The organism is Streptomyces pactum (assembly GCF_016031615.1).
Classification (GTDB): Bacteria; Actinomycetota; Actinomycetes; order Streptomycetales; family Streptomycetaceae; genus Streptomyces; species Streptomyces pactus.
Genome location: NZ_JACYXC010000001.1, coordinates 2,934,814 through 2,953,829, shown reverse-complemented (window position 1 = coordinate 2,953,829; position 19,016 = coordinate 2,934,814). Strand labels below are relative to the sequence as shown.

Annotated in this window: 15 protein-coding genes; 9 read left to right on the top strand and 6 right to left on the bottom strand. The window is 75.4% G+C overall.

The window, feature by feature from the left end:
• Positions 1–44 precede the first annotated feature (44 nt).
• Entirely contained in the window at positions 45–2,192 is a 2,148-nt protein-coding gene (locus IHE55_RS11460) for a glycosyltransferase family 4 protein (RefSeq protein ID WP_197988941.1), read from the bottom strand.
• A gap of 433 nt (positions 2,193–2,625) precedes the next feature.
• Between IHE55_RS11460 and IHE55_RS11455 the strand changes: the two genes are divergently transcribed.
• The 5 genes from IHE55_RS11455 (at position 2,626) to IHE55_RS11435 (ending at position 7,630) form a co-directional block, all read left to right on the top strand.
• Positions 2,626–3,402 carry a hypothetical protein gene (locus IHE55_RS11455; RefSeq protein ID WP_197988940.1) on the top strand — a complete coding sequence of 259 codons (777 nt, stop codon included), beginning with the start codon at positions 2,626–2,628 and terminating at the stop codon, positions 3,400–3,402.
• A 496-nt stretch (positions 3,403–3,898) separates the two neighbouring features.
• Positions 3,899–4,084 carry a hypothetical protein gene (locus IHE55_RS11450; RefSeq protein WP_197988939.1) on the top strand — a complete coding sequence of 62 codons (186 nt, stop codon included), beginning with the start codon at positions 3,899–3,901 and terminating at the stop codon, positions 4,082–4,084.
• A 66-nt stretch (positions 4,085–4,150) separates the two neighbouring features.
• Entirely contained in the window at positions 4,151–4,951 is an 801-nt protein-coding gene (locus IHE55_RS11445; protein ID WP_197988938.1) for a hypothetical protein, read from the top strand.
• Between the two features lie 160 nt (positions 4,952–5,111).
• Positions 5,112–6,059, top strand: coding sequence for a DUF6895 family protein (locus IHE55_RS11440; RefSeq protein ID WP_197988937.1), 948 nt, complete (start codon positions 5,112–5,114; stop codon positions 6,057–6,059).
• A 488-nt stretch (positions 6,060–6,547) separates the two neighbouring features.
• Positions 6,548–7,630, top strand: a complete 1,083-nt coding sequence (locus IHE55_RS11435; protein WP_197988936.1) for a serine hydrolase domain-containing protein — start codon at positions 6,548–6,550, stop codon at positions 7,628–7,630.
• Positions 7,631–7,762: 132 nt separating this feature from the next.
• On the opposite strand, the gene IHE55_RS11430 is transcribed toward IHE55_RS11435, so the two are convergent.
• Both IHE55_RS11430 and IHE55_RS32620 read right to left on the bottom strand, forming a co-directional pair.
• Positions 7,763–9,106 carry a lipase gene (locus tag IHE55_RS11430; RefSeq protein ID WP_197988935.1) on the bottom strand — a complete coding sequence of 448 codons (1,344 nt, stop codon included), beginning with the start codon at positions 9,104–9,106 and terminating at the stop codon, positions 7,763–7,765.
• A gap of 196 nt (positions 9,107–9,302) precedes the next feature.
• Entirely contained in the window at positions 9,303–10,457 is a 1,155-nt protein-coding gene (locus IHE55_RS32620) for a hypothetical protein (RefSeq protein ID WP_307826613.1), read from the bottom strand.
• 66 nt (positions 10,458–10,523) lie between these two features.
• Between IHE55_RS32620 and IHE55_RS11420 the strand changes: the two genes are divergently transcribed.
• The 4 genes from IHE55_RS11420 to glmM all read left to right on the top strand — a co-directional run bounded on the left by IHE55_RS11420 (position 10,524) and on the right by glmM (position 15,289).
• The gene (locus IHE55_RS11420; protein WP_197988934.1) at positions 10,524–12,143 is read left to right on the top strand and encodes an ABC-F family ATP-binding cassette domain-containing protein; all 1,620 of its coding nucleotides are present in this window, start codon (positions 10,524–10,526) and stop codon (positions 12,141–12,143) included.
• Positions 12,144–12,647: 504 nt separating this feature from the next.
• A complete protein-coding gene (rplM, locus tag IHE55_RS11415; RefSeq protein ID WP_197988933.1) occupies positions 12,648–13,091 on the top strand; it encodes a 50S ribosomal protein L13 in 444 nt (147 codons plus the stop codon).
• 40 nt (positions 13,092–13,131) lie between these two features.
• Positions 13,132–13,647 (top strand): 30S ribosomal protein S9, encoded by a 516-nt coding sequence (gene rpsI / locus IHE55_RS11410; protein ID WP_197988932.1) that lies wholly within the window; start codon positions 13,132–13,134, stop codon positions 13,645–13,647.
• A 232-nt stretch (positions 13,648–13,879) separates the two neighbouring features.
• Positions 13,880–15,289 carry a phosphoglucosamine mutase gene (gene glmM / locus IHE55_RS11405; protein WP_197988931.1) on the top strand — a complete coding sequence of 470 codons (1,410 nt, stop codon included), beginning with the start codon at positions 13,880–13,882 and terminating at the stop codon, positions 15,287–15,289.
• Between the two features lie 257 nt (positions 15,290–15,546).
• Here glmM and IHE55_RS11400 read toward each other — a convergent pair whose 3' ends face one another.
• From IHE55_RS11400 to IHE55_RS11390, 3 genes are all read right to left on the bottom strand, one after another.
• Entirely contained in the window at positions 15,547–16,506 is a 960-nt protein-coding gene (locus IHE55_RS11400) for a DUF389 domain-containing protein (protein ID WP_197988930.1), read from the bottom strand.
• 180 nt (positions 16,507–16,686) lie between these two features.
• The gene (gene coaA / locus IHE55_RS11395) at positions 16,687–17,676 is read right to left on the bottom strand and encodes a type I pantothenate kinase (protein ID WP_197988929.1); all 990 of its coding nucleotides are present in this window, start codon (positions 17,674–17,676) and stop codon (positions 16,687–16,689) included.
• Between the two features lie 459 nt (positions 17,677–18,135).
• Complete coding sequence (locus IHE55_RS11390) at positions 18,136–18,930, bottom strand: SCO4651 family lipoprotein (protein WP_197988928.1); 795 nt, start codon at positions 18,928–18,930, stop codon at positions 18,136–18,138.
• Positions 18,931–19,016 lie beyond the last annotated feature (86 nt).

The window sequence follows — 19,016 nt, the reverse complement described above, 5'->3', positions numbered from 1 at the left end:
CCGTACGGGGACGGCGCCGGTGGCCCGGCCGGGGGTGGCGGCGGTCAGGAGGGACGGGCCTCGCGGCTGATCGCCAGGTTGCTGGCCTTGGTGAAGTACGGCCGGAACCCGCCCAGGACGGGCATCAGGTCGGTCTGGTTGCGGTCCACGATGTCGCCGATGAACCGGCCCACCCGGATCGGGTCCGGGTCCGGGCCGTCCGGCGCCGGCCGCCGTACGTCGCGGACGGTCAGGTCCCACACCGCCGCGCCGTGCAGCGGGGCGTACGGCACGGTGAACCGGAACCGGTCGCCGCCGAGCGCGATGACCGGCACGGTGACCGGCTCCGGCGGGGCGCCGGCGTTCTTGCCGCGCGCCGGGCGGGGGACGGCGACCGCGGTGAGGGCCCCGGCGGCGAGCACCTCGGGGGTGCCCCCGGTGGCCGGGAAGCCGTACAGCGTGCCCTCGACGGTCAGCTCCTCCTCCTCGGCGCGGAGCGCGGTGGCCTCGGCGTGCGCCGTGCGGTGCCAGGCGCGCAGCGCCAGGAAGCCGTCCACGGTGGGGTAGGGGGCCCACCAGTGCACCGGGGAGCCGGGCAGCGGCCGCTGGAGCAGCAGGCCGCGGCCCTCGGCGTACCGGCAGACCACCCGCCGCCGCGCGCCGTCGGAGGGCCGGACCACATGGAGGTCCCAGCGGCCCTCGGCGAGGGTGTGCCGGGTGCGGTCGAGCACCGCGGTCCAGGCGGGGGGCGCGTCCTCGGGGCGGTCGGACCGGCCGGTGCCGGCCGGCGGGCGCAGCGGGAGGGTGACGCGGTCCTCCGGGTGGCGACGGCGGGTGATGGTCAGGTTCAGCTCGTCGCCGTGCAGTCCGTCCGCCTCGACCAGCACCCGCAGGTTGCCGTCGGGGTCCACGCGGCAGGAGGCGACCGGGCGCAGCGGCCGGCGGATGAGCTGGACGACGCGGGCGCGCAGCCGGGCCTTGAGGGACAGCTCCGGGGTGCGGCCGTCGGCGGCCCTGCCGCGGCGGCGGGCCGGGGCGGCGGCCGGTGCCGGGGCGGCGGCGCGCCGTTCCCGCAGCTCGGCGAAGAGCGCCTCGTACCGGGCGGCGATCTCCTCCGGGGAGTAGCGGCGGGCGGAGACGCGGGCCGCCTCGCCCATGGACCGGCGCAGTTCCTCGTCCTCGATCAGCCGGCAGAGCCCGGCGGCGATGCCGTCCACGTCGCCGACCGGCACCAGCAGCCCGTCCTTGCCGTCGGTGATGATCTCGCCGGGGCCGTGCGGGCAGTCGGTGGCGACCACCGGGACGCCGCAGTGCATGGCCTCCACGATGGTCATGCCGAAGGACTCCTCGCGGGAGGTGACGGCGGCGATGGAGCCCTTGGCCCACTCGGTCTCGATGGGGGAGTGGGCGCCCATCATGGTGATGTGGTCGGCGAGCCCGAGTTCGTCGATCTTCTCCCGGAGCACCGGCTGCTGGGGGCCGCGGCCGTAGATCCGCAGCCGCCAGTCGGGGTGCCGGGCGGCCACCTGGGCCCAGGCGCCGACGAGCAGGTCGTATCGCTTGACCGGGATGAGCCGGCCGGCCGCCACCACCAGCTTGGCGCGGCCGTCGGAGGGCTCGATCGGGGTGGGCGGGACGGCGTTGGGGATGGCGGTGAGCAGGGTGCTCACGTGCGGCAGCGCGGCCCGGTGGGTGGCGGCGTCGGCCTCCGAGACGGAGGTGAAGGCGTCCAGCCGGCCGATGGCGGCGTCGCACGCGGCGCGGATCTCCGCGGAGTGGGTGGTGTAGAGCCGGTGCTCCTGACCGATCCGCAGGTAGCGGTCGCTGCCCGACTCGGCGAGGGCGATGACCAGGCCGGGGCGGGTGGCGATGACGGCGTCGGCGTCGGTGGCCGCCAGGTACTCGGCGAGGCGCTCGTCGGTGAGCGCGTTGAAGTTCTTGGTGCCGCCCGCCTCTGCCTCCGGGACGTACCGGGAGGGGCGGGAGCGCAGCGGGTTCCGGGCGTCGCTGCCGGGCACTCTGCGCCGCAGCTCGATGAGCGGGACGATCCGCACCTGCGGGTGGAGCGGGAGGCTCGGGGTGTCCCCGGAGCGGACCAGGGTGACGATCTCCACGTCGTGCCCGGCCGCGGCGAGCGCGCCGGCCACGTTGAAGGTGCAGCGGATGGTGCCGCCGATGCCGTAGGCGTTGTGCAGCAGGAATGAGATCCTCATGGCGTGTGACGCGCGGCGCCTGTGGTGCGCCGCGGCGCGTCCTCCTTTCCGGCCTTGGGCCCTGGGTGTCCGTGTGGCTGCCGAGTGCTGTCCATGTGGAGTCCGGACGGTAGCCGGAAGGTGTCCGGTTGGTCGGTAAGACAGACGGGCGTGCCGAAGGTTGCTTATGCCGGTCGTGATATGGGATGGCCCACATCAGGCGGCGGCAAGGCAACTTTTGAGCGAGTTGGCCGTCCCCGGTGCCACTGGTTGCCGTAACCGGCCCCTCCCCACCTGCGTCTGATGCGATGCCGTGATGTGTATGCGTACAACCATCCGGGCGATACCGGATCGTCATGGAATTCGCTGGCCGACGGGCGATCTTTGATAGTTGGATGACCTCCGTTTCGAGTACGGCGCCTGGGCGCCATGAACTGTCCGAGGTGGGCGAAGAGTGAAGAAGTCTGTTTACCGGGTCGTCGCGGCGGCCGCGATGGTGGCCACGCTGGGTCTGGCGACGGCGTGCGGTGGCGACGACTCGTCCGGCAAGGACAAGGACAAGGGCGGCAAGGGGTCGGACAAGGCGACCACCGCCCCGCCCGCGGCCTCGGGCGCCGAGCCGCTGACCGCCGCCCAGCTGGAGAAGGCGTCGCTGGAGACCAAGGACGGCCAGGGCTTCGCGGTCACCAAGATGACGGACAAGGAGATCGCCGAGGGCGGCTCCGCCAAGTCCGACAAGGCCGAGTGCCAGCCGGTCGCCGCGCTGCTGGGCACCGATTTCGACCCGGCCCCGGTGGCCTCCACCTACCGCAACTACGCGATGGCCGACGCGGCCACCGCGAGCGAGAACCCCGAGGCCGCCCTGCTCGGCATGGTCCGCCTGTCCGCGCACAAGCCGGGTGACGCGGAGAAGGTCATGACGAGTGTGCGCGACGCCCTGAAGGCGTGCGGCGGCGGCTTCACCGTGACCGACGGCCAGGGTGAGAAGCAGGTGGTCACCGAGGCCAAGGAGGTGCTCATCCCGGAGGCCGGCGACGAGTCCCTGGGCCTGGTGCTGAGCAACAAGAACAAGGAAGAGGGGAACGTGAAGTTCATCCTGGTGCGTTCCGGCGCCCAGGTGGTCACGTTCTTCGGCTTCAACATGGCCGACCCGGAGCAGCCGGAGGTCCCGCAGGTGCTGGTGAGCACCCAGGTCACCAAGATCGAGAAGGCCGCCAAGGCCAAGGGCTGAGCCTGCGGGGCCGGCGGCCCGGGCGCGGCCGGGCCGCCGGCCCGCCCCGGCCCCGCGCCGCCCCGTGTTCCGCCTGCTGCCGTCCCCGCCCCGGAGTGTCCGGGGCGGGGACGGCTGTTTTCCCGTGTTCTCCCGGCCGGAGTGTGTCGCGGGGCGCTCGCGGTGGCGTCTCCGGGGGCGCCGGAGCCCTGCCGGACCGGCCGCTTCCGGGGGGCCGCCGCCGGGGAAATTTCTCCCGGGTGCCGGGTCCCGGCCGGCCCCCGCCCCGGACCGGCGGTTTCGCCCGGGCCGGGGTGGGTCCGGACGGGTGCGGCGGCTGACGGCCGTTCGGGCTGATCGGTGCTCAGCGGACCGGCGTGACCGGCGCTGTTGTGGCCGAGCCCCAGGGGGGTAGGGGTGTCAGGTGCCGAAATAATGCGACAAATCGGGCGCCGGAGTATCTTACGAGGTGACAGCTTCGCTACCGCAGCGAATGTCCCGACATGAGGAGGCTCTCATGCTTGCTCAGAAGACCACTCCGCTCATCGTCCACCCCACCGAAGAGGCCGCCGTCCGCTCGCTCGTGGCGGAGCCGGAAGCTCCGCTGAGCGACGCCCCGCTGCCCGCGCCCGAGTCCAAGGGCCTGCTGCTCCTGGGTCTGCTGCTCTCCCCGAAGACCCCGACGGAGCCGAAGGGCAAGTGAGCATGAGCGGACCGCTGACCTTCCCGGTCCGCGACCCGCGGCGAGCCGCCCGGCGGAGGGCCTGTGATGGCCCCCGCTGACGGAGCCGCGCAGGCGGGATACGCCGAGGCGGCCGCCGACCTGGCACGCCGTGTCCTCGACGCCCTCGGTGGCGTCGGGGACACGGCGCCGCTGGCGGCCTGGGCGGACGGCTGCGCCGACGCCAAGGCCGCCCTGGCGGCGGTGCGGGTGCTGGGTCCGGACGTCCTCGCCCCGCAGGCCCTCACCGGCACGGCGGCCGACCCCCGGGACGCCGCGGTGATCGCACAGAGCGCCGACGTCTTCCCGGCGCCGGTCTTCGCGCCGCCACCGCCGGAGGGGCCCGCCGAGGACTGGATCATGGCCTGGCGCGACCGGGCCACCGCGACGCTGCTCGCCCGGCACGCCGGCAGCGCGCCGCAGGTACCCGAACCCGCGGTGGGCGACGTCCTCACCGACGCCCGGCCCTGGCAGCGGTGGTCGGTGCTGATGGCACAGCTCGCGCCGCTCGGCCTGCCGGGGGTGGACGGCCCGGTGGTGGACGCGGCCCGCCGCAACCCGCTGGCACTGGCCCGCGGCACCACCCGGGCGATGCTCCGCCGCGATTACCCGACCGCCGCCCGGCTGGTCCGCTGGCTGGCGGCGCTCCACCACGACGGCATCGGACTGCCGCTGGAGCCGCTGCCCGTCGCCGACCACATCGCGCTGCACGCCGGCACCGGCCCCCGGACCGCGCTCGACCTGGCGGTGGCGCGCCGGCTGCTCGGCGCCGGCCCGGGCCCCGGCGACCGGGGACCGGAGGACGGCACCCCGGACCAGGGGCCGGGCACCGCCGGAGGACGGACATGACCACCGGTACCGGACCGACCTCCGGCACGGACCTGTGCACGGACGGGACCACCGGCACGGACGTGACCGGGGGACGGACACGATCAGGGGACAGGCATGACGAGGGGACGGCCATGACACGGCGCGCCCGGACGGACGGGGCAGGCACGAGGGGGCGCGGATGACGGCGACGGCACCGGTCACCGCGCTCGCCCACCAGGTGGCCGTCCGGGCCCTGGGCTGGCTGCACACCCACCGCGGGTACGACAGCCTGGCGGAGGACGTCACCGCCGACCTGACTGAGCCGGACAGCGCCTACAAGCCGCTCGGCGAGACGGCGCTGGCCGCCTCGCTGGTGCTGCGCTCGTCGGCCGCCGGCGGCACCGAGGTGCGCACCGCGCGGGGGCTGCTGGACCACGCCTGGGAGCAGTTCCGCCACGGCGACCTGCTGTACGAGCGGCAGCTGCGGCACACCCTGATGTCCGACCCGATGGAGACCTACGCGCACTTCGTCCGCGGCGGGTACCGCCACCCGGGCATGGAACGGCTGCTCCGGCACACCGCCCGGCTGCGGTCGGTGCGCGCCGCCGAGGTGTACCCCAACCGGAAGCTCGCGGTCGCCAACGCGGCCCGGCTCACCGGGGTGGACTTCGGCACCGACTGGGCGGAGCTGACCCGGGCCACCTGGCTCGGCGCGACCCCCGAGCCCTGGGCGATCAGCTGGATGACCGGCTACAACGTGACGCACACCGTCTTCCACGTCACCGACTGGGGAGCCCGGCCGGGGGACCTCCCCCCGGACGTCACCGAGTACCTGGCCCGCTGGCTGCCGGTGTGGATCGACATCTGGGCCGAGGTCGCCCAGTGGGACCTGGTCGCCGAACTGATGATCGTCGGCGCCTGCCTGGAGGACCCGCTCTGCGACCCGGAGCACTGGCGGATGCTGGCGGAGATCCAGCACCCCGACGGACTGGTACCCCGGGACGGGGACCCGGTCGCCGAGGACCCGGCCCAGCGGTACGGCGACCACCAGCACACCGCGGTGGTGGCCGTCGCGGCCGGCACCATCGCCGTCTCCCGCACCCTGGGCGGCTCCTCGGCGGCGTCCGCCGCCCCCGGCGCCGCGTGAACCGCCGGCGGCCGGCCGGCGCTCCGGGGCCACCGCGGCCGGACCCGGCCGACCCCGCTCCGGCGGGGTCCGGAAGCCGGGCCCCCGACGGGTCGCACGGGCCGCCGGCCATGGCGGACGCGCCGCGCGCCCCGGAGGTCCCGGGCGCCCCGGAGGGGACGTACGGGTCGGACGGGCCGCGCGCCCCGGAGGCCCCGGGCACCCCGGAAGGGTCGTCCGGGCAGGAGCCCGCGCGCCCCCCGGACCACCCGCGCGCCGGGGACGGAGGCGGGACGGCCCCCGCGGACGGTCCCGGCGGCGCCGGCCCGGCGTACGGTACGGCGGCGCCCGGCCGGACCGAGTCCGGCCGGACCGCGTCGGGACGGAGGGCGTACAGCAGGCGGGCGCCCATCCGGACGGAGGACGGCCCGGCGTTCGGTACGGCGGGCGGCCCGGCGAACGGTGCGGCGGGCGGCGGGGACGCCGCCGGACCGCCGGGACCGGCGGACTTGCCGGGACCGCCGGCCGGGACCGCGCCGGGCGCGAGCACGGTCGCGGTGGCCGTACGCCACGGCGGCCGGCGGACGGTGGCGGTCACCGGCACCGAGGACCACCGGGGCGGGCGGCCCGCCGGCGCACGCACCCGCTTCGAGCTGGGCTCGGTCAGCAAGACCTACACCGCGTTGCTGCTGGCCGAGATGGCCGCCCGCGGCGAGGTGCGGTACGCCGACCCGATCGGCCGCTTCCTGCCGCGCGGCGGCGTCCCGGACGGCCCGGCCCGCGCCATCACCCTGCTGCACCTGGCCACCCACACCTCCGGCCTGCCCCGGCTGCCTCCCGGCCTGCTCCGGCGGGCCGTGCCGCGGTGGTTCAGCAACCCGTACGCGGAGCTGGACACCGCGGACGTGCTGGCGGCGCTGGCCCGTACCCGGCCGCACGCCGCGCCCGGCACCCGGGTGCGGTACTCCAACTTCGGGGTCGGGCTGCTGGGGCTGCTGCTCGCCCGCGCGGCCGGGACCGGCTTCGACCGGCTGCTGGCCGACCGGGTCCTCGACCCGCTGGGGCTGGCCGGCACCGGGTGCGCCGCCGCCGGTCAGGCCACCGGGTACTGGCACGGCCGCCCCCGCCCGGCCTGGCACATCCCGGGCCTGCCCGGCGCCGGCGGGATCCGGGCCACCGCGGAGGACCTGCTGCGGTACCTGGAGGCGCTGCTGGCTCCCGAGGACACCGGCGCCCCCGCCCCGCTGCGCGCCGCGCTCGCCGACGTGGCCCGCCCCCGGCTGGTGCTGCCCCGCTCCGGGGGCGACCGGATGTGCCTGGTGTGGAACGCCCGCGCCCGGCCCGGCCACGACCTGGTGTTCCACTCCGGCGGCACCCGCGGCTTCGTCTCCTTCGTGGGCTTCAGCCCGCAGCGCGCGGTGGCCTACGCGGCGGTCGCCAACACCGCCCCCACCCTGCGCGGCACCTTCATCCAGCACGCCTACCTCGCCTTCCGGGAACTGGCCGCGGGCGGCGAGGCCACCGGGACCGGCCCGGCCACCGGGACCGGCGAGGCCACCGGGGCCGGCGGGGGCGGCGGGGGCGGCGCGTGACGGGCCGGCCCGGAACGCCGCACCCCCGCGGCACCGCGGCCACCACGTCGTGACGCTCCCGGCCCGCCCGGTCCGCGGGCCGCCCGCCGGACGGCCCGCGGGGGACGCTGGTCAGCGCGCGGGGAGCGCCGGTCAGCGCGCGGCCGGAAGCGTCAGCAGGTCGGCGAGTGCGGCCGGTTCGGAGCCGAAGTGCGGGGAGCCGCCGAGCCGGACGTCGCCGAGTTCCACGATCCGGGCGCGGGCCCCGGACCGCTCCAGGTCGGCCCGGCAGCGTATGGCGTTGGCGTGCACCGCCTGCTCGTCGTACTCGGTCGCGTACAGCCGGACCGGGACCTCGGGCCGCCAGGTGCGGCAGGTGTCGTCGGTGGCCTTCAGGCCGGCGGCGAGTCCGCCCGTCGGCCGGGCCAGCAGGTCCAGGCCGTGCGGGGTGAGGAGTTCGTCCAGCCGGCCCGGGGTGCCGGCGGCCACCTGGGCGAGGGTGTGCCGCGAGTCGAAGAGGCCCTCGACGGTGGTGGCGTACGGCTCCCGGAAGACGTCGGAGGGCCGGTCGTACACGTCGTGCACGCGGTCCAGGGCGACGAGCGCGTACGCGGCGAGGAACACCGCCGTCCTCGGTTCGAGTTCGCCCCGGAGCAGCGCCGGGAGCTCGCTGCCGGTCAGGTCGTAGGCGCCGCTGACCGGGGCGAGGGCGCCGAGCCGGAACCCGTGGTCCCGGCCCTCCTGCAGGGCCCGGCCCAGCGCCATCGCGGCGGGGGCGCCCTGGGAGAAGCCGGTGACCAGCACCTCGCGACTCAGGGTGCGCCCCAGGCCGCGGCCGTGGGTCCGGGCCGCGCGGAGCATGTCGAGCTGGGCGCTGGTCTCGGAGGGGATGTCCAGGTACGGGTGCGTGCCGGGGCCGAGCCCGAGGCCGAGGTAGTCGGTGGCGGTCGCCGCCCTCCCGGCCGCGGCGAAGGCGAGGGGCACGGCGGCGTTCCGGCCGGCGGGCTGCACGGAGGGCGCGTCGTCCCGATGGACGAGGGTGCCGTGGGCGTAGCTGACCGTCGGCAGCGTGCCGTGCGCACCGCGGGGGAGGACGACCAGCCCGCTCGCGACGGTGGTCCGGCCCCGCGGGGTGACGGTGAGGTACCGCAGGCGGTACGCGTCCACGCCGTACCGGACGGAGCCGGCCGGGTAGCCGTTCGCCGTGAGGGCGGAGCGGACCCCGTCCGGGGTGAGGGTGAGGATGCGCTCGGCGGAGAGCAGGGTGCCCCGGCCGGCGGCCGCCGGGGCAGCCCCGGACCCGGTGGACGCCCCGGCGGCCGGGTCGGACGCCCCGGCTTCCGGGCCGGACGAGGCGGCTGTCGGGCCGGCCGCGCCGGTCGCCGGGCCGGCCGGGGCGGGCGGTGCGGCGCCCAGGAGGGCCGCGACGCTCAGGGAACAGGCGGCGAGGAGGGTCAGGGAGCGACGTGCGGTGGTGGTGCCGGACAAACCTGACAAAGGGGTCTCCTGGGTGGTTCCGCGACTGGACGGGTCAGGTACCGCGTGGGCGGCCCGAGGGCAGCACAGTGGAGGAACCGGACCGTCCGTGAGCGCGAACGCGTCATGTTCCGGCCGATGCCGGCCGGTCCCCCCGGGAGGCGGGCCGCCGGCGGGCCCGCCGGGCGGGCCACGGAACCGCAGCCGGTCGCCGGTCCTAGGCGTCCTCGGGGAGCCGCGCGTTCGCCGAGGCGATGGCGGACGCCTGCGCCTTGCCGCGGTCGAGGATGCGGGCGAAGGCGTAGTCCGACAGGTCCCGCCCGGACTGCCACACCTCGGTGTCCTTCTTCTCCACCCGCTCGCCCGAGGTGTAGCCGGCGATGGTGAAGTACGCGTACCGCCCGAAGGCGTTGGCGGTGGTGGCGCAGCCGGTGCGGCGGCAGAAGGTGGGCACCTTGCCGCCGAACAGCGAGGCGATGTTCGGCTTGGCCTGCTGCTTCGTCCGCTCGGCCGCGGCCTTGGTGTCGAACACCGCGATGCCCACGGTGACCGCCACCCCGTCCTTGGTGTACGTGGCGCGGAACACCTGGCGGCAGCCGTTCGCGGTGAGCACGCCGCTCAGCGCGCCCTGGGCGGCCGTGGCGCAGTTCGTGGTGGAGCTGGTGGGGCCCTTGGTGTACGACCGGGTGTTCGACACCGCGGTCGGCTCGGGGAAGAGCCCGTCCACGCTCAGCGGGGCGGTGTCCTTCTCCTTGCCGGAGAGGATGTCCGCCGGGTTGGGCGGGGCCGGCGGGGCCACGTCGGAGAAGGTCGGCTCCGGGGTCGGGGACCCGCTGGGCAGCTTCTCCGGGGCGGGCAGCCCGCTGGACCGGTCGGCGCCCCCGCCGCCGTCGCTGGTCACCACGGCGGTGGCCACGATCGCCGCGACGGCACCGGTGGCGAGCACCCCGCCGCCGATCAGCAGCCGGCGCCGGCGCCGGCCGCGCCGCGCGGCGTCGTCGGCGAGCGCGGCCCAGTCCGGTGTGGACGGCTCCGGCGCCCCGGGCCCGCCACCCGGAACCCCGGGACCGCCCGGAACCCCCGGAACCCCGGGACCGGCACCCGGCACCCCGTGCGGACCGGGCACCCCGTGCGGGCCGACCGCCGCCGGCGGGGGGCCGACGGGCGCCCCGTACGGCCCGCCGGACTGCTCCGGTGCGCCGCCGGGCCCGTACGGAGCCCCCGGCGCCGGCTGCTGCCCCGGCTGCCCGGGCCACACCGGCCGGCCGCCCGCTCCGTACGGCTGCTGCGCCTGCCCCGGCTGTCCGTCCGGCCCGTACGGCTGCCCCGGCTGCCCGCCGGGCCCGGCCGGCCCCCCATGCCCAACGCTCATGGCGCGCATCCTAGACCGCCTTAAACCTGTTGGTGAGGGGTCTCCGGGTTCGTCACAATCAGCGGCATGGGGCATGTGGAGGCAGCGCATCTGGAGTACTACCTTCCGGACGGCCGGGTGCTGCTGGGGGATGTGTCGTTCCGGGTGGGGGAGGGCGCCACGGTCGCCCTGGTCGGGGCGAACGGCGCGGGCAAGACGACGCTGCTGCGGCTGATCGCCGGCGACCTGAAGCCGCACGGCGGCAGCATCACGGTCAGCGGCGGGCTCGGCGTGATGCCGCAGTTCATCGGATCGGTCCGGGACGAGCGCACGGTGCGCGACCTGCTGGTCTCGGTCGCCCCGCCGCGGCTGCGCCAGGCCGCCGCCGCGGTGGACGCCGCCGAGCTGGCGATCATGGAGGTGGACGACGAGGCCGCGCAGATGGCCTACGCGCAGGCGCTCAGCGACTGGGCGGAGGCGCGCGGCTACGAGGCGGAGACGCTGTGGGACATCTGCACCACTGCTGCGCTGGGCGTCCCCTACGAGCGGGCCCAGTGGCGCCAGGTGCGCACCCTCAGCGGCGGTGAGCAGAAGCGGCTGGTGCTGGAGGCGCTGCTGCGCGGCCCCGACGAGGTGCTGCTGCTGGACGAGCCGGACAACTACCTCGACGTGCCCGGCAAGCGCTGGCTGGAGGAGCGGCTGGGGGAGACCCGGAAGACCGTCCTGTTCGTCTCCCACGACCGCGAGCTGTTGAGCCGGTCGGCGGAGAAGATCGTCAGCGTGGAACCGGGCCCGGCCGGCTCCGACGTGTGGGTGCACGGAGGCGGCTTCGGCACCTACCATCAGGCGCGGGCCGAGCGGTTCGAGCGCTTCGAGGAGCTGCGGCGCCGCTGGGACGAGAAGCACGCGCAGCTCAAGCGGCTGGTGCTCGACCTCCAGCAGTACGCCGCGCGCAGCGACGAGATGGCCTCCCGCTACCAGGCGGCGAAGACCCGGCTGCGGAAGTTCGAGGAGATCGGGCCGCCGCCGGAGCCGCCCCGCAAGCAGGAGATCACCATGCGGCTGCAGGGCGGCCGTACCGGGGTGCGCGCGGTGACCTGCGCCGGCCTGGAGCTGACCGGCCTGATGAAGCCGTTCGACCTGGAGGTCTTCTACGGCGAGCGGGTCGCGGTGCTCGGCTCCAACGGCTCCGGCAAGTCGCACTTCCTGCGGCTGCTGGCGGGGGAGGAGGTGGCGCACACCGGGCAGTGGAAGCTGGGCGCCCGGGTGGTCCCCGGCCACTTCGCCCAGACCCACACCCATCCCGAGCTGCTGGGCCGCACCCTGGTGGACATCCTGTGGACCGAGCACGCCCGGGACCGCGGCCGGGCGATGAGCGCGCTGCGCCGGTACGAGCTGGAGCGCCAGGGCGACCAGCCGTTCGAGAAGCTCTCCGGAGGGCAGCAGGCCCGGTTCCAGATCCTGCTGCTGGAGCTGGCCGGCACCACCGCGCTGCTGCTGGACGAGCCGACCGACAACCTCGACCTGGAGAGCGCGGAGGCGCTCCAGGAGGGGCTGGAGGGGTATGACGGGACGGTGCTGGCGGTCACCCACGACCGCTGGTTCGCGCGCTCCTTCGACCGCTTCCTGGTCTTCGGCGCGGACGGCCGGGTCCGGGAGGTGCCGGAGCCGGTGTGGGACGAGGGCCGGGTGGCCCGCGCCCGCTGACCGGCCGGGACCGGTCGCGACGGCGGCGACGGCCGCGACCGGTCACGACGACGGGGACCGGTCACGACGACGGGGACCGGTCGCGACGGCGGCGACGGCCGGGACCGGTCACGACGACGGGGACCGGTCACGACGGCCGGGACCGGTCGCGGCAGGGCCGGGCCGGGACGCCTCCGGTGATCCCCGAGGGCCCCGCCGGGGCCGGTCCGGGCCCTTCCGGGGCCGCCTCCGGGCGGCGCGGGGGCACGCCCGTTCGGGGGCTGTTTTGACCCGTCCGGGGAGCGGCCGGTATTCTGCCAGTTCGTTATGCGTATTGGCTTGCTCGTTCTCACGTGAGAGGCCGTTACGCCGGTCCACCGGGCCGATGACCAGCGGCAGGCACACGGATGCGTCACCGGGTGCCGCCACGGCTGTCGTGATCGTCCGGGTGGCCTTGTAAGGACCCTTCCTCCTGTCCTCGCGGACCGGGGGAACCCACTCACTGAAGAAGCGAAGGCTACGACCGTGCGTACGTACAGCCCCAAGCCCGGCGACGTCCAGCGCCAGTGGCACGTCATCGACGCGCAGGACGTCGTCCTGGGCCGTCTGGCCTCGACGGCCGCGTCCCTCCTCCGGGGCAAGCACAAGCCGGTGTACGCGCCTCACGTTGACACCGGTGACTTCGTCATCATCATCAACGCCGACAAGGTGCACCTCTCCGGCAACAAGCGGACCCAGAAGCTCGCCTACCGCCACTCGGGTTTCCCGGGCGGTCTGCGCTCGGTCCGCTACGACGAGCTGCTTGACAAGAACCCGGAGAAGGCCGTCGAGAAGGCCGTCAAGGGCATGCTCCCCAAGAACACCCTGGGCCGTCAGATGCTCTCGAAGCTGAAGGTCTACGCCGGGGCCGAGCACCCGCACGCTGCCCAGCAGCCGGTCCCGTACCAGATCACCCAGGTCGCGCAGTAGTCCCGGCCACCCCTAAGACGAAGAGAATCTGAGGAGAACCGTGGCCGAGACCACCGCCGAGACCCCCCTGCTCGACGACGAGGCTGTCGTCGAGGAGTACACCACCGAGTCCGAGCCCGTGGACACGGAGTACACCTCCGAGTCCCTGGCCTCCCGCTTCGGCGAGCCGCAGCCGGCCGCCGGCCTGGGCCGCCGGAAGAACGCGATCGCCCGTGTGCGCATCGTGCCGGGCACCGGCCAGTGGAAGATCAACGGTCGCACCCTTGAGGACTACTTCCCCAACAAGGTGCACCAGCAGGAAGTCAACGAGCCCTTCAAGGTCCTGGAGCTCGAAGGCCGTTACGACGTCATCGCCCGCATCGCCGGTGGCGGCGTCTCCGGCCAGGCCGGCGCGCTGCGCCTGGGCGTGGCCCGTGCCCTGAACGAGGCGGACGTGGACAACAACCGCGGCCCGCTGAAGAAGGCCGGCTTCCTCAGCCGCGACGACCGCGCGGTCGAGCGGAAGAAGGCCGGTCTGAAGAAGGCCCGCAAGGCGCCGCAGTACAGCAAGCGCTGATCGCGGCCTCTCCCTCCGTGCCCTCCCCCGGACACCGGTCCGGGGGGCGGGGTGCGGAGGGGCCCAGCAACGCCGACGCCCCGGCGGCACGATCTGTGCTGCCGGGGCGTTCGGCTATCGGGGACCGGCACCGTATACCCGTACGTCATGTTCCGGCCCCCTTCCCGACACCTTGCACGAAACCTTTCTTCCGGGGGACGACGGTTACCCCCGTGCAATTCGGAGGACAGCAGTGGGACGACTCTTCGGTACGGACGGCGTGCGCGGCGTCGCGAACGCCGACCTCACGGCGGAGCTGGCGCTCGGCCTGTCGGTCGCGGCGGCGCATGTGCTGATGGAGGGGCCGGGGCGCAGCCCCGCCGTGCCGGAGGGGCGCTCGGCCGACGCGCGGGCGGGCGCGCCGGAGGGCCACCGGCCGGTGGCGGTGGTCGGCCGCGATCCGCGTGCCTCGGGTGAGTTCCTGGAGTCCGCCGTGGTGGCGGGGCTCGCCAGCGCCGGTGTGGACGTGCTGCGGGTCGGTGTGCTGCCGACCCCGGCGGTGGCGTACCTGACCGGCGCGCTCGGCGCCGACCTGGGCGTGATGCTGTCCGCCAGCCACAACCCGATGCCGGACAACGGCATCAAGTTCTTCGCCCGCGGCGGCCACAAGCTCCCCGACGAGCTGGAGGACCGCATCGAGGAGACCTACCGGGCGCACGCCTCCGGCGAGCCGTGGGACCGGCCCACCGGCGCCGGGGTCGGCCGGGTGCGGACCTACGACGAGGGCTTCGACAACTACATCGCCCACCTCATCGGCGTGCTGCCGAACCGCCTGGACGGGCTGAAGGTCGTCATCGACGGCGCGCACGGCGCCGCCGCCCGGGTCTCCCCGGAGGCGTTCGCCCGGGCCGGCGCCGAGGTGGTCACCATCGGCACCGACCCCGACGGCCTCAACATCAACGACGGCTACGGCTCCACCCACCTGGACCGGCTGCGCGCCGCGGTGGTCGAGCACGGCGCGGACCTCGGGGTGGCGCACGACGGCGACGCGGACCGCTGCCTCGCGGTGGACGCCGCCGGCCAGGACGTGGACGGCGACCAGATCCTCGCCGTGCTGGCGCTGGCGCTGCGCGAGGCCGGCCGGCTGCGCGGCGACACCGTGGTCGGCACCGTGATGTCCAACCTCGGCTTCAAGCTGGCCATGGAGCGCGAGGGCGTCCAGCTGGTGCAGACCGCGGTCGGCGACCGCTACGTGCTGGAGGAGATGAAGAGCCACGGGTACGCGCTCGGCGGCGAGCAGTCCGGCCACGTCATCGTGCTGGACCACGCCACCACCGGCGACGGGACCCTGACCGGGCTGCTGCTCGCCGCCCGGGTCGCCGCCACCGGCCGCAGCCTCGCGGAGCTGGCCGCCGTGATGGAGCGGCTGCCGCAGGTGCTGATCAACGTGCCGGACGTGGACAAGTCCCGGGTGGCCACCTCCACCGAGCTGGGCGCCGCGGTGATCGAGGCCGAGCGCGAGCTGGGCACCACCGGCCGGGTGCTGCTGCGCCCGTCGGGCACCGAGCCGCTGGTCCGGGTCATGGTGGAGGCCGCCGACATCGAGCAGGCCCGCTCGGTCGCCGGTCGGCTGGCGGACGCGGTGAAGTCCGCGCTGGGCTGAGCGGCGGATCCGCCGGGTGCCGGGGGCCGGCGCCCCCGGCAGGCTGCTCGCGGCTCCGGCTGCCCGGCCGCGGCGTGGCCGGGCGGCGCGGCGGCGCAGCGGTGCCACGACCCCGGTCCGCCCGCCCCACTCCCGGGCTCCATGACCTCGCGGCACCCGGTACCCCACCTCGCCGGGATTCCGGTGGTCCCGGCGGCGGCCAGGCCGGGCCGGGCGGAACGGTGGGGACAGCGGGGGCAGCCGGGGCCCGGCCGGGGTCAGCCGGCCCGGCGGGGCCGGCGCGTGGCGGACGGCCGCCGCCGCACCACCGCCCAGAACAGCTTCTGGGCCAGCAGGGTCAGCGTGCCGGCCAGCACGATCCCGCCGAGGTTGGCGAAGAGCTGCCCGGTGGAGCCCCAGGTCTGGGCGTAGTCCTGGTAGCTGAACGCCACCGCCGCGTTGGCCGCCGCCGGGACGGTGGTGACCGAGATCGCCACCCCGATCAGCGCCCCGGACTTGGCCGAGGTGAGCGAGAGGGTGCCGGCGATCCCGGCGAGGAACGCCACGACGAAGGACATCCAGTCCGGCTGCCAGATGAAGGCCGTGTTGGGGCGGTCCGCCTCCACCATCGACCTCTCGAAGAGCCCGCACCAGGCCATCAGGCCGCTGAACCCGGCGGTGAGCAGCATCGCGGCGGCGAAGCCGACCACCAGCGCGGTCAGCGACCGCCACACCAGGGCGGGGGCGCGCTGCACCAGGGCGGTGGAGATGCCGGCCAGCGGGCCGAACTCCGGGCCGACCGCCATGGCGCCGACGATCAGGATCGCGTTGTCCAGCATCACCCCGCAGGCTGCCAGCATGGTGGCCACCGCGAGGAACGCCACGTAGGTGGCGGAGAGCGTGGACTCCTCGTGGGTCGCCTCGGCCAGGTGCTCCCACAGCACCGCGTCGGCGGCCTCGCCGGGCGCCGCCTCCTCCGCCGCGTCCGCGCTCCGGGAGAGCGTGAGGTCCACGTTCTCCACGGCGATCGAACCCGACCGGTCCAGGCCCGCCGCGCGCAGCCGGGCCAGCAGGACGTCCCCGGCCTCACGGGCCACGTCGCACAGCACGATGTCGCCGGAGGGCTTGCGGGCCGCGCCGGTGAGCACGGCCAGGTGGGTGGTGCCCACCGTCTCCTCGACCAGCCGCACCACCTCGTCGGTGCGGTCGGATGGGCAGATGACCCGCAGATGCAGCATGGCCGCAGCGTAGACCCCGGCCCGGTGGCACGGTCCGGCCGCCCGGGGTCCCCGCCGGGTGCCGCCCGGTCGGAGCCGGTGCGGAGGCGTGGTCGGAGCGGGTGCCGCTCGTCGGGGGCCGGTGCGGCGCGGCCGGGGCGGGTGCCTCCCGCCGGGTCCGGTGCCGCCGGCCCCGCCCGGTCAGAGCTTGCGCAGCGACAGGCGCTGGACCTTGTGGTCCGGCCCCTTGCGCAGCACCAGCGTCGCCCGGCCCCGGGTGGGCGCCACGTTCTCCTCCAGGTTGGGCCGGTTGACGGTCCGCCAGATCATCCGGGCGTAGTCCAGCGCCTCCTCCTCGGAGACCTGGGTGTAGCGGCGGAAGTACGAAAACGGGTTCTGGAACGCGGTCTGCCGCAGCTGCCGGAACCGGCCCAGGTACCAGCGCTCGATGTCCTCGGTCCGGGCGTCCACGTAGACGCTGAAGTCGAAGAAGTCGGCCAGTCCGACGCGGGTCCGGCCGTCGGTGCCGGGCAGCGCGGGCTGGAGCACGTTGAGCCCCTCCACGATGAGGATGTCGGGGCGGTGCACCGTCTGCCGCTCGCCGGGCACGATGTCGTAGATCAGGTGCGAGTACACCGGCGCCGACACCTCCTCCTTCCCGGCCTTCACGTCGGCCACGAAGCGGGTGAGCGCCCGGCGGTCGTAGGACTCCGGGAAGCCCTTGCGGGACATCAGCCCGCGCCGCTGCAGCTCGGCGTTGGGGTGGAGGAAGCCGTCGGTGGTGATCAGCTCCACCCGGGGGTGCTCGGGCCAGCGGGCCAGCAGCGCCTGGAGCAGCCGGGCGGTGGTGGACTTGCCGACCGCGACACTGCCGGCCACGCCTATCACGAACGGGGTCCCCGGCTGGGCCCCGTTCCCCTTCTTGGTGTCGCCGAGGAAGGTGTTGAGCGCGCCCCGCAGGTTGGCGGTCGCCGCGACGTAGAGGTTGAGCAGCCGGGAGAGCGGCAGGTACACCTCCCGCACCTCGTCCAGGTCGATGACGTCGCCCAGCCCGCGGAGCTGCTCGACCTCCTCGGCGGTCAGCGGCAGCGGGGTCTTCTCGCGCAACGCGCTCCACTCCGCGCGGGAGAGGTCCACGTACGGGCTCGACTCGGTGCGCCGCGACGCGGTGCGCGCTGGGGACGTGATCACCTCTTCATTGTCGGCGTTCGGCGGGCCGGGTGGGGCGTGGAGTAGGTCACGCCCGGAGAACCCCGGGGGAACGCCGGGAGGCCCCCGGGGAACACCCGGAGGACGTTCGGCCAACCCCCGGGGAGCGCCCCAGGTCGCCCGGGGATCACCGGCACGGGCCGGCGGCCGCCCGGGAGGCGCCGGGAGGCCGCCGGAGCCGTCCGGGGACCGGACACCGGACCACCGGAGCCGCCCGGGGGCCGGGCACGCAGGCCCGGACACCCGGGGCCCGAGCCCGTGGGCCCGGACGCGGGAGACCTGGGTGCGGGAGATCCGGACGTGGGAGACCCGGACGCGGGAGAGCCGGAGGCCGGGGTCCCGGACATCCGGCCGGACGCGCAGGCCACGGCACACCGGACGCGCGCACGCAGGCGCCGCACGCGCGGGCCCGGCGCCGGTGCGGCGGCGAAGGACCGGCGGTCAGCCCGGCAGCAGGCCCTGGGTGGTCTCGGTCGCCTTGGTGGACGTGGGGTCGGGGACCGGCACCCGGACCGCCACCCCGAAGTCCGTCAGGTCCATGGTGATGGTCACCTCGGTGCCGCCCATCGCGGAGGCGAGCCGCACCCGGGCCAGCCGCCCCTTCCCGTCCACCCAGGCGTCCGCGGTGACCGGCAGGTCCTCGCCCTCCTTCTCCCGCAGCGCCTCCACCTTGGCGAGGGTCAGCGGATCCAGCCGGGCGGCGACGGTGTCGTGGCCGAGGGTGCCGCGGTAGTGCGTGGTCCGCTCGCCGCGGATCCGCTCGGTGCCGCGCTCGCGCACATCCCGCATGCCGGAGACCTGCCACAGCAGGTGCTCGGGGTCGTTCGCCGGGGACCGCAGCAGGTAGTGGGCCTGCGCCCGGTCCCGGTCGATCACCGCCCAGGTGTCCTTGCCGAGGTTGCCCAGCGGCCGGAGGTAGACCTTCCCGCCACCGAAGACCTCGTCCATGTGGTCGATCGCGCCGCCCGGCATCCGCACCGACAGCTTCCCGGTGTCCTTCGCCATGTCGAACGGGCCGCTCGCGGTCAGCTCGAAGCCGCCCTTGTCGCTGGTGACCTTCACCCGCTCGGTGATCCGGGCGCTGGTCCGGCCGGTCTCGCCGGCCGCCACCGACACCGGGGTGGACTTCTTCCCGTCCCCGCCGTCCCCGCCGGAGTCCGAGGAGCAGGCGGTCGCCGTGGCCAGCAGCGCGGCGAGGAGCGGACCGGTGACGGCGGTGACGGTGGCGCGGCGCACATGACCCCCAGGACGGACGAGGCGGACGCGGCCGGGGGCCGCTGGCGCGCATTATGCACCTCGCCCGTTCCGCCGGGCCCTCGCGC

Bases quoted from the DNA above. Each gene is read 5' to 3' on its own strand.
- IHE55_RS11460 (WP_197988941.1), bottom strand. From the start codon at position 2,192: ATGAGGATCTCATTCCTGCTGCACAACGCCTACGGCATCGGCGGCACC.
- IHE55_RS11450 (WP_197988939.1), top strand. From the start codon at position 3,899: ATGCTTGCTCAGAAGACCACTCCGCTCATCGTCCACCCCACCGAAGAG.
- IHE55_RS11445 (WP_197988938.1), top strand. From the start codon at position 4,151: ATGGCCCCCGCTGACGGAGCCGCGCAGGCGGGATACGCCGAGGCGGCC.
- IHE55_RS11440 (WP_197988937.1), top strand. From the start codon at position 5,112: ATGACGGCGACGGCACCGGTCACCGCGCTCGCCCACCAGGTGGCCGTC.
- IHE55_RS32620 (WP_307826613.1), bottom strand. From the start codon at position 10,457: ATGAGCGTTGGGCATGGGGGGCCGGCCGGGCCCGGCGGGCAGCCGGGG.
- IHE55_RS11420 (WP_197988934.1), top strand. From the start codon at position 10,524: ATGGGGCATGTGGAGGCAGCGCATCTGGAGTACTACCTTCCGGACGGC.
- IHE55_RS11400 (WP_197988930.1), bottom strand. From the start codon at position 16,506: ATGCTGCATCTGCGGGTCATCTGCCCATCCGACCGCACCGACGAGGTG.